Origin of the sequence: Streptomyces sp. NPDC086077, assembly GCF_040686175.1 — a bacterium.
Taxonomy (GTDB): domain Bacteria; phylum Actinomycetota; class Actinomycetes; order Streptomycetales; family Streptomycetaceae; genus Streptomyces.
Genome location: NZ_JBFBJT010000230.1, coordinates 1 through 7,930 on the forward strand (window position 1 = coordinate 1; position 7,930 = coordinate 7,930).

Here is a 7,930-nt window from a genome sequence, read left to right on the forward strand (position 1 = left end):
GGTATCGGCCCCTCGCCATGTGCCTCTCGGCCCTGTCAGCCGCTCTGCTGACCGAACGGGCGGCGTGCCAGGGCCGCCGCCCAGCCGGTCGCGACGCGACCCTTCATGGCCAGCCACCGGTCGTTGAGGTCCCACACCGCGCGAACGGCCGAACGCGGTGCGAGGACCGCACGGATCCGGGTCCGCCGGCCGGCCCGGGCGCGCAGCGCCCCCCGCAGCCGGCGCACCTCGTCGGCCAGCCCGGCCTCCGCGTGCGGGTCCGGTGCGAACAGCACCTGCTCCACGGCACCGGCCACGCGGTGCACCGACCGGGTCGTCGGGTCGTCCAGATGGCCCAGCCGCACGATCCGCGCCGCCGCCTTGCGCGGGGTCAGCGCGTCGTCGGGGGCGATGCCGTAGTCCCAGGCGGTGTCGGTCAGTTCGCGCCAGACGGCCAGCACATGCCCGGCGGCCACCTCGGCGGCGTGCCGCTCGTCCGGCTCCACGGCGAGGGTGGTCACCGCGACGCCGTCGCCACCGCCCTCACCGCCGCGTCCCCGGCCGAGCGCCCCCGGGGGCGCGGCGCCGGTGTGCCGAGCCGAGGCCAGCCGCACCGACCGCCGTCTGAGCCGCCACAGCATGGGCAGCAGCGGCAGGACGACCAGCGCGACGACCAGGAGCGTCCAGCCGGCCGTCCGGTACCAGGGCCGGCCTCCGTCGTCCGAGGAGCCCGGGTCCAGCGGGAGTGCCCCGCCGCACATCTGAAGGCGCCGGTCCTGGTCCGCGCAGCTCGCGCTCGTGGACGGCTCGGCCGAGGGGGCCGAGTCCGAGGGACGCGAGGCCTCCGGCAGGTCGGGGATGCTGCTGGGCACCTCGGGCTGGGTGTACGTGGGGGTGGAGCCCCGGTTCGGGGTGGGCTCGAAGCGGGTCCAGCCGACGCCCTCGAAATACAGCTCGGGCCACGCGTGCGCATCCCGCAGCCCCACCGTCACCGTGCCGTCCGCCTGTGCCGTGCCGGGCGCGAAGCCCACGGCGACCCGGGCCGGTATGCCGAGCGTGCGCGCCATCGACGCCATGGCGAAGGAGAAGTGCACGCAGAAGCCCCGCTTGTCCCGCAGGAAGCGGGCGATCGCCTGGGAGCCGCTGCCGGCCTGCACCTCGGTGTCGTACTGGAAGCCGCCGGTCACCGCGAAGTGCTCCTGGAGCGCGACCGCCTGCTCGTACGGGTTCTTCGCGTCGGCCGTGATCTCGCGGGCCGTCCGCGACACGATGCCCGGCAAGGAGTCCGGCACCTGGGTGAACTCGCGCTGGAGCGCGGAGGGCGGCTCCGGCGCCGAGGCCAGCTGCTCCGCCGTCGGCTGCACATCGAGGCTGGTCACCTCGTAGGTGGCGCCGCGGGTGGTCTGGCCGTGGTCGCCGACGAGTGTCATGCCGACCGGCTCGTACCGCCAGTTGCCGTCGACCTTCACGCCGCTCGGCGGGTACGGCATCGGCAGCCAGTCCTGCGCGTACGAGTCCGAGGCCGCGATGCGGGTGCGCACCTCGGCGCGCCGGATGTCCGGGCCCAGGCCGGCGGGGGTCGGGAGGTCGTTGGGTACGGCGACGATGTTGCGCCGGGAGGGCTTCCAGGTGGTGCCGTCGAAGTCGTCCAGGGACACGATCCGCAGATACGTGCCGGAGAGGTCGCCCGTGCTGGTGCGCATGGTCATGACCGTGCGGTCCTCTTCGACGTTCAGGCTGTCGCGCAGGGACACCAGCGGGTTCACCGCGGAGATCGTGCCGCCGCCACCGCTGCCGGTGCCGACACCCGTCCCGGCGGGGTCCAGCAGGCCGCCGTTCATCGTGGGCAGGGCCAGCGGTACGGCCAGGGCTATGCCCAGCGCGACCACGCCGATCCGCCGCCCCGCGCGCACCGGCGCCACCGGACCGCTCGGCTCCCCGCCCGGCCCGCGCCGCGCGCCGCCGAACACCCGGCCCCACTGCGACAGCCGGTCGCGCCCCTCGGCGAGCAGCAGCATCAGATAGCCGGCCGCCGCGATCAGGAACCACACCCAGCCACCGGCGCCGTCGGACAGCCCCGCGGCCACCGAGTACAGCGCGAGCAGCGGGAGCCCGGCCGGGGCGGCGCTGCGGAAGGTCACGGCGAGCACGTCGACCGCGAGCCCGATCACCAGGACACCGCCGACGAGCATCAGTTCGATGCCGTCGGACAGTGGCGCCGGGATCGCGTACCGCCCGACGTCCTGGGTGCCCTGTTCGAGCAGGTCGGCGAAGCGGATGAAGGCGTCGGGGCCGGGGATCATCCCGATGAACGCGTGCTCACGGGCGAAGACCAGGGTGAGCAGCATCAGCGTGACCAGGGCCTGCACGGTCACCGTCAGCGGGCGCGCCAGCGGCACCCGGCGGGCCGCCGCGCCGACACCCGTCTGGATCGCCAGCAGGACGGCCGCCTGCAGGAACCAGGAGACCTGGTCGACCAGTGGCAGCAGGGCGCACGCGGCCATCAGCGTCGCCGCCGTGGCACACAGCGCCATCCGCGCCTGCCCGCTCATGACCACCCCTCCCCGCCGGCCGTGCCGCCCGCCGTCACGACGCCGGTGCGCTCACGCTCCGCCTGGCGCCACAGGTCGTGCAGCGGGGCGCCCCGCGGGACGCGCACGGCCGTCCATCCGGCCTCGCGCAGCATCCGCAGCCGGTTCTCCTTCCCCGTCAACGGGCCGGGCACGTCCGCGGGTTCCCGCACCCAGTCCGTGCTGTCCAGGACGAAGGCGAGCGCGCCGCCGGTGCGCTGGCGCATCCGGGCGGCCACCGCGGCCTGCTCCTCGTCCAGGTCGCCGAAGAAGGCCACCAGCAGGCCCTCGTGCCCGCCGTGCAGCAGGTCGTACGCCCGCGACAGGCCCGTACCGTCGGAGTGGTCGATCACCGCGAGGGTGTCCATCATCAGTCCGGCCGCGTCGGCCGACTCCTGGCTCGCGCCGGCGAAGCCGTCCGCGCCCTCGCCGGGCACCGAGGTGCCGGTGTCCGTCAACAGCCGCACGGAGAAGCCTCGTTCGAGCATGTGCACCAGCACCGACGCGGTGCCCGCCACGGCCCACTCGAAGGCCGAGTCGGGGCCCGCGCCCGCGAAGGCGACGCCCCGGGTGTCGAGCAGGACCGTGCAGCGGGAGCGCTGCGGCTGTTCCTCGCGGCGCACCATCAGCTCGCCGTAGCGGGCGGTGGAGCGCCAGTGCACACGGCGCAGGTCGTCGCCGTAGCGGTACCCGCGCGGGATCACGTCGTCCTCGCCGGCCAGCGCCAGCGAGCGCAGCCGCCCGTCGCCGTACCCCTTCGCCTCACCGGTCAGCCGCACCGGCGGCAGTGGCTCCACGCGCGGGATCACCGTCAGGGTGTCGTACGTCGAGAAGGACCGCGTCAGCTCGCACATCCCGAACGGGTCGGTCAGGCGCAGCTGGAGCGGGCCCAGCGGGTAGCGGCCGCGCAGGTCGGAGCGGACGCGGTAGGACACCTCGCGGCGGCCGCCCGGCTCCACGCGGTCGAGCACGAAGCGGGGGCGCGGGCCGAGCACGTACGGCACACGGTCCTGGAGCATCAGCAGCCCGGTCGGCAGCCGCGAGACGTTGTCCATCCGCAGATGCACCCGCGCCTCGGCACCGGCGGGCACGCGCGCGGGGGAGAGCCTGCGGCTGCCGGCCACCCGGTAGCGCGTGCGGTACAGCACGGTCGCGCACACCAGGGGCAGCGCGGCCAGCAGCAGCCCGACCCGGAGCAGGTCACTCTGACCGAGGACGTAGGCGCAGACGGCGGCGGCGATCCCGGCGGCCAGGAAGGAGCGGCCGCGGGTGGTCAGACCGGCCAGGGCCGTGCGCGGGCCGCTCTTGTCGCCCTTGTCGGCGTCTGCGGAAGCGAGTCCCGCCGCGGCGGTCATCACAGTCTCCGGGGCGGCTGCCGGCCGTACGCCTGTGCGCCGTGGCCCAGGCCGCCGAAAGCGTTCTGCTGGGGTGTCGAGGGCACCGGTGTGCGCTGCAGGATCTCCTGGACCACCTGCTCCGCCGTGCGGCGGTTGAGCTGGGCCTGCGCTGTGGGCAGCAGGCGGTGCGCCAGCACGGCCACCGCGAGGGCCTGGACGTCGTCCGGCAGGGCGTACTCCCGGCCGCTGAGGGCCGCCGAAGCCTTCGCCGCGCGCAGCAGATGCAGCGTCGCGCGCGGGGAGGCGCCGAGTCTCAGGTCGGGGTGGTCGCGGGTGGCGGCGACCAGGTCCACCGCGTAGCGCCGGACGGTCTCGGCGACGTGGACACCGCGGACCGCCTCTATCAGCTTCACGATCTCGTGCGCGTGCGCCACCGGCTGGAGGTCGTCCAGCGGGCTCACCCCGCCGTGCACGTCCAGCATCTGCAGCTCGGCCTCGGCGCTCGGGTAGCCGATGGAGACACGGGCCATGAAGCGGTCCCGCTGGGCCTCGGGGAGGGGGTAGGTGCCCTCCATCTCGACCGGGTTCTGCGTGGCGACCACCATGAAGGGGCTGGGCAGCTCGTAGGTCTGCCCGTCGATGGTGACCTGGCGCTCCTCCATCGACTCCAGCAGCGCGGACTGGGTCTTCGGCGAGGCGCGGTTGATCTCGTCGCCGATCACGATCTGGGCGAAGATCGCGCCCGGCTTGAACTCGAAGTCCCGGCGCTGCTGGTCCCAGATGGACACCCCGGTGATGTCCGAGGGCAGCAGGTCGGGCGTGAACTGGATACGCCGCACGGAACAGTCGATGGACCGTGCCAGCGTCTTGGCGAGCATTGTCTTGCCCACGCCGGGCACATCCTCGATCAGAAGATGCCCCTCGGCGAGCAGTACGGTCAGCGAAAGCCGCACGACCTCGGGCTTGCCCTCGATCACTTCTTCCACCGCACTGCGGACCCGATCCGCAGTGGCAGTCAGATCAGTAAGGCTCGCTCGATCGTCATAGGTCGTCACCCGGCCCTCCTCGGCCCGTTCTTTCTTACGGGCCGACGCTCTGCGATGCGTATCCGGCCCACCCCGAAACACGGACACCACGCGTGAATCGTTCCGCGCGACGCCACCACCCGCATTCTTGCTGCCGTTACCGATTCGTGTCACTCGACTGTGGACAACTGGCAGCGGTATGTCGGGCCTTACGGCAATTTGTTCTGCCCTGTGCCCGGGAATCCCGAAGAACGAGACCCCCGGGCGACGGTCACGCGGGGTCGATCTCGCGCAGCAGGCCCGTCCGCACGTCGAACACGAAGCCGCGCACGTCGTCGGTGTGGAGCAGGAACGGCGAGGTGCGCACCCGCCGCATCGACTGCCGGACGTCCTGGTCGACGTCCTTGAAGGACTCCACCGCCCAGGCCGGGCGCTGGCCGATCTCCGCCTCCAGTTCGGTGCGGAAGTCCTCCGTGAGGGATTCCAGGCCGCAGCCGGTGTGGTGGATGAGGACCACGCTGCGGGTGCCCAGCTTGCGCTGGCTGATGGTGAGTGAGCGGATCACGTCGTCGGTGACGACGCCACCCGCGTTGCGGATGGTGTGGCAGTCGCCGAGCTGCAGGCCGAGGGCGGCGTGCAGGTCGATCCGGGCGTCCATGCAGGCCACGACGGCGACCTGGAGGACCGGGCGGGCGTCCATACCCGGATCGCGGAAGGCGGCCGCGTACCGTTCGTTGGCGTCGATGAGACGGTCGGTGACGGTGCCGGCTATGGCGTCCTCGGAGCCGGCGGGAACCGATGCAGAAGTCGTCATGGTGATGACGGTACTGGTCACCGGCGGTCGGGTCCTGTTGTGAGGCGGGACAAAGAACGTCATCGGGCCTTGATGTGAGCTAACCCACAAGCGTGGCGCGTATGCGCCCTTACGAGTGATCCTCCCTGGTTCCCGGGTTGATCGCCGACCGCCGCCGCGACGCGCAGGCCGGTTGATTGACCGCGACAGAGGGTGGACTAAAGTGACGCGAAGCGGGAGGCGAGGCTCTCCCCGCTGCAGCGAATTCCCCGGATTCCGGCGTGGCCGCCGGAAATCTCCCACGTGCGCGGCGCGTACGTACGGCTCGGCCTCCATCCGCTCCCGGCCGGCCGACGCCTCCGGCGCCGGCAGGCCTCCCCTTCACTGGGGGTCCCCCCAGCTTGCTGGGGGAGGGCGGGGACCCGGCGGTGCGTACGGCCCGCCGGACCTGAGAGGGCCCCTTGAGCCAGAGTCGACACGTCCCGGTGATGCTCCAGCGGTGCCTGGACCTGTTGGCGCCCGCCCTGGAGCGGCCCGGAGCCGTGGTCGTCGACTGCACGCTCGGCCTCGGCGGCCACAGCGAGGCGCTGCTCGCACGCTTCCCCGAGGCCCACCTCGTCGCCCTCGACCGGGACAAGGAGGCGCTGCGCCTGTCCGGCGAGCGGCTCGCGCCGTACGGGGAGCGCGCCTCCCTCGTGCACGCCGTGTACGACGAGCTGCCCGAGGTGCTGGAGCGGCTCGGCATCGCGCGCGTGCAGGGCGTCCTGTTCGACCTCGGGGTCTCCTCCATGCAGCTCGACGAGGCCGACCGCGGCTTCGCCTACGCGCAGGACGCCCCGCTCGACATGCGCATGGACCAGTCGACCGGCGTCGGCGCCGCCGAGGTCCTCAACACCTACCCGCCCGGTGAGCTGGTGCGGATCCTGCGCGCGTACGGCGAGGAGAAGCAGGCCAAGCGCATCGTGGCCGCCGTCGTGCGCGAGCGCGAGAAGGAGCCGTTCAGCAACAGCGCGCGGCTCGTGGAGCTGATCCGGGACGCGCTGCCGCAGGCCGCCAAGCGCACCGGCGGCAACCCGGCCAAGCGCACCTTCCAGGCCCTGCGTATCGAGGTCAACGGCGAGCTGTCCGTGCTGGAGCGGGCGATCCCGGCGGCGGTCAAGGTGCTGGACGTGGGAGGGCGGATCGCCGTGCTGTCGTACCACTCGTTGGAGGACCGGCTGGTCAAGCAGGTGTTCACGGCCGGTGCCACCAGCACGGCCCCGGCCGGGCTGCCGGTCGTGCCCGAGCAGTACCAGCCCCGGCTCAAGCTGCTCACCCGTGGTGCCGAACTTCCCACCGAGGAAGAGGTCGCCGAGAACCGCCGTGCGGCCCCGGCGCGACTGCGCGCGGCGCAGCGGATCAGGGAGGACGTCGCGTGAGGCAGCCGACAGGGCGGGGTCTCGGCTCCGGGATCCGCGGCGGGTCCCCCGCCCCGCCTCGGCGCAGTACCAGGTCCGGCATCCGCGCCAGGGGAGGGTGAGTGAGTAGGAAACCCGAACTGAGAGGGAGGGCGGCACGGCTCGCGCAGCTTCTCCCCACCGGAAGGGGGCAGGCCGCGCGGACGCCCTTCGTCCTCCTCGTCGTCCTGCTCCTCGGCGGCGGCCTCATCGGCCTGCTGGTGCTGAACTCGGCGCTCAGCGAAGGGTCGTTCCAGCTCGACGACCTCCAGAAGGAGACCAAGAACCTCACCGACGAGGAGCAGGCCCTCCAGCGCGACATCGACGCCTACTCCGCCCCCGACGCCCTCCAGCGGCGCGCCCGCGAACTCGGCATGGTCCCCGGCTCGGACCCCGCCTTCCTCGATCCCGACGGCACCGTCAAGGGCGTCCCGTCCGCCGTCGCCGCCGAACCGGCCTCCGCACGCCACCCCCTCGTCCTCGCCCCCGAGGCGATGGCCACCGGCCCCGCGCCCGCCCTGTCCGGCTCCCCCGCGGCCGTGGCCACCCCCTTCGTCCCCACGGCCGCCGCGACCCCCACCCCGACGGCCCCGGCCCCCCGCACGGCACCCCCGGCAGGCACCCCCGCGGTCCCGGCCCCCCGCACGCTCGTCGGCACCCCCGCGGCCCCGGCCCCCCGCACGCTCACCAGCACCCCCGCCCCCCTCCCGACCACACCCTCCGGCAGGTGACGGAAGTGACCGACAGGGAACCGCCGCGCCGCCGCGTGCCCGGCCCCGCGCGGCCCGAC

The 7,930-nt window shown here is 73.5% G+C and carries 6 protein-coding genes; 2 read left to right on the forward strand and 4 right to left on the reverse strand.

What is annotated here, in order from left to right:
* Positions 1-35: 35 nt before the first annotated feature.
* The 4 genes from AB0O67_RS35340 to AB0O67_RS35355 all read right to left on the reverse strand — a co-directional run bounded on the left by AB0O67_RS35340 (position 36) and on the right by AB0O67_RS35355 (position 5,725).
* A complete protein-coding gene (locus AB0O67_RS35340; protein WP_365459544.1) occupies positions 36-2,531 on the reverse strand; it encodes a DUF3488 and transglutaminase-like domain-containing protein in 2,496 nt (831 codons plus the stop codon).
* Entirely contained in the window at positions 2,528-3,904 is a 1,377-nt protein-coding gene (locus AB0O67_RS35345) for a DUF58 domain-containing protein (RefSeq protein ID WP_365459547.1), read from the reverse strand. Before AB0O67_RS35345 ends, AB0O67_RS35340 begins: the two co-directional genes overlap by 4 nt.
* Positions 3,904-4,941, reverse strand: a complete 1,038-nt coding sequence (locus tag AB0O67_RS35350; RefSeq protein ID WP_365459550.1) for a MoxR family ATPase — start codon at positions 4,939-4,941, stop codon at positions 3,904-3,906. Before AB0O67_RS35350 ends, AB0O67_RS35345 begins: the two co-directional genes overlap by 1 nt.
* 241 nt (positions 4,942-5,182) lie before the next feature.
* The gene (locus tag AB0O67_RS35355) at positions 5,183-5,725 is read right to left on the reverse strand and encodes a carbonic anhydrase (RefSeq protein ID WP_365459553.1); all 543 of its coding nucleotides are present in this window, start codon (positions 5,723-5,725) and stop codon (positions 5,183-5,185) included.
* Between the two features lie 440 nt (positions 5,726-6,165).
* Between AB0O67_RS35355 and rsmH the strand changes: the two genes are divergently transcribed.
* On the forward strand, positions 6,166-7,122 hold the full coding sequence (rsmH, locus tag AB0O67_RS35360; RefSeq protein WP_365459556.1) for a 16S rRNA (cytosine(1402)-N(4))-methyltransferase RsmH: 957 nt from the start codon (positions 6,166-6,168) through the stop codon (positions 7,120-7,122).
* A gap of 101 nt (positions 7,123-7,223) precedes the next feature.
* Entirely contained in the window at positions 7,224-7,871 is a 648-nt protein-coding gene (locus AB0O67_RS35365; RefSeq protein ID WP_365459559.1) for a septum formation initiator family protein, read from the forward strand.
* The last annotated feature ends 59 nt before the right edge of the window (positions 7,872-7,930 follow it).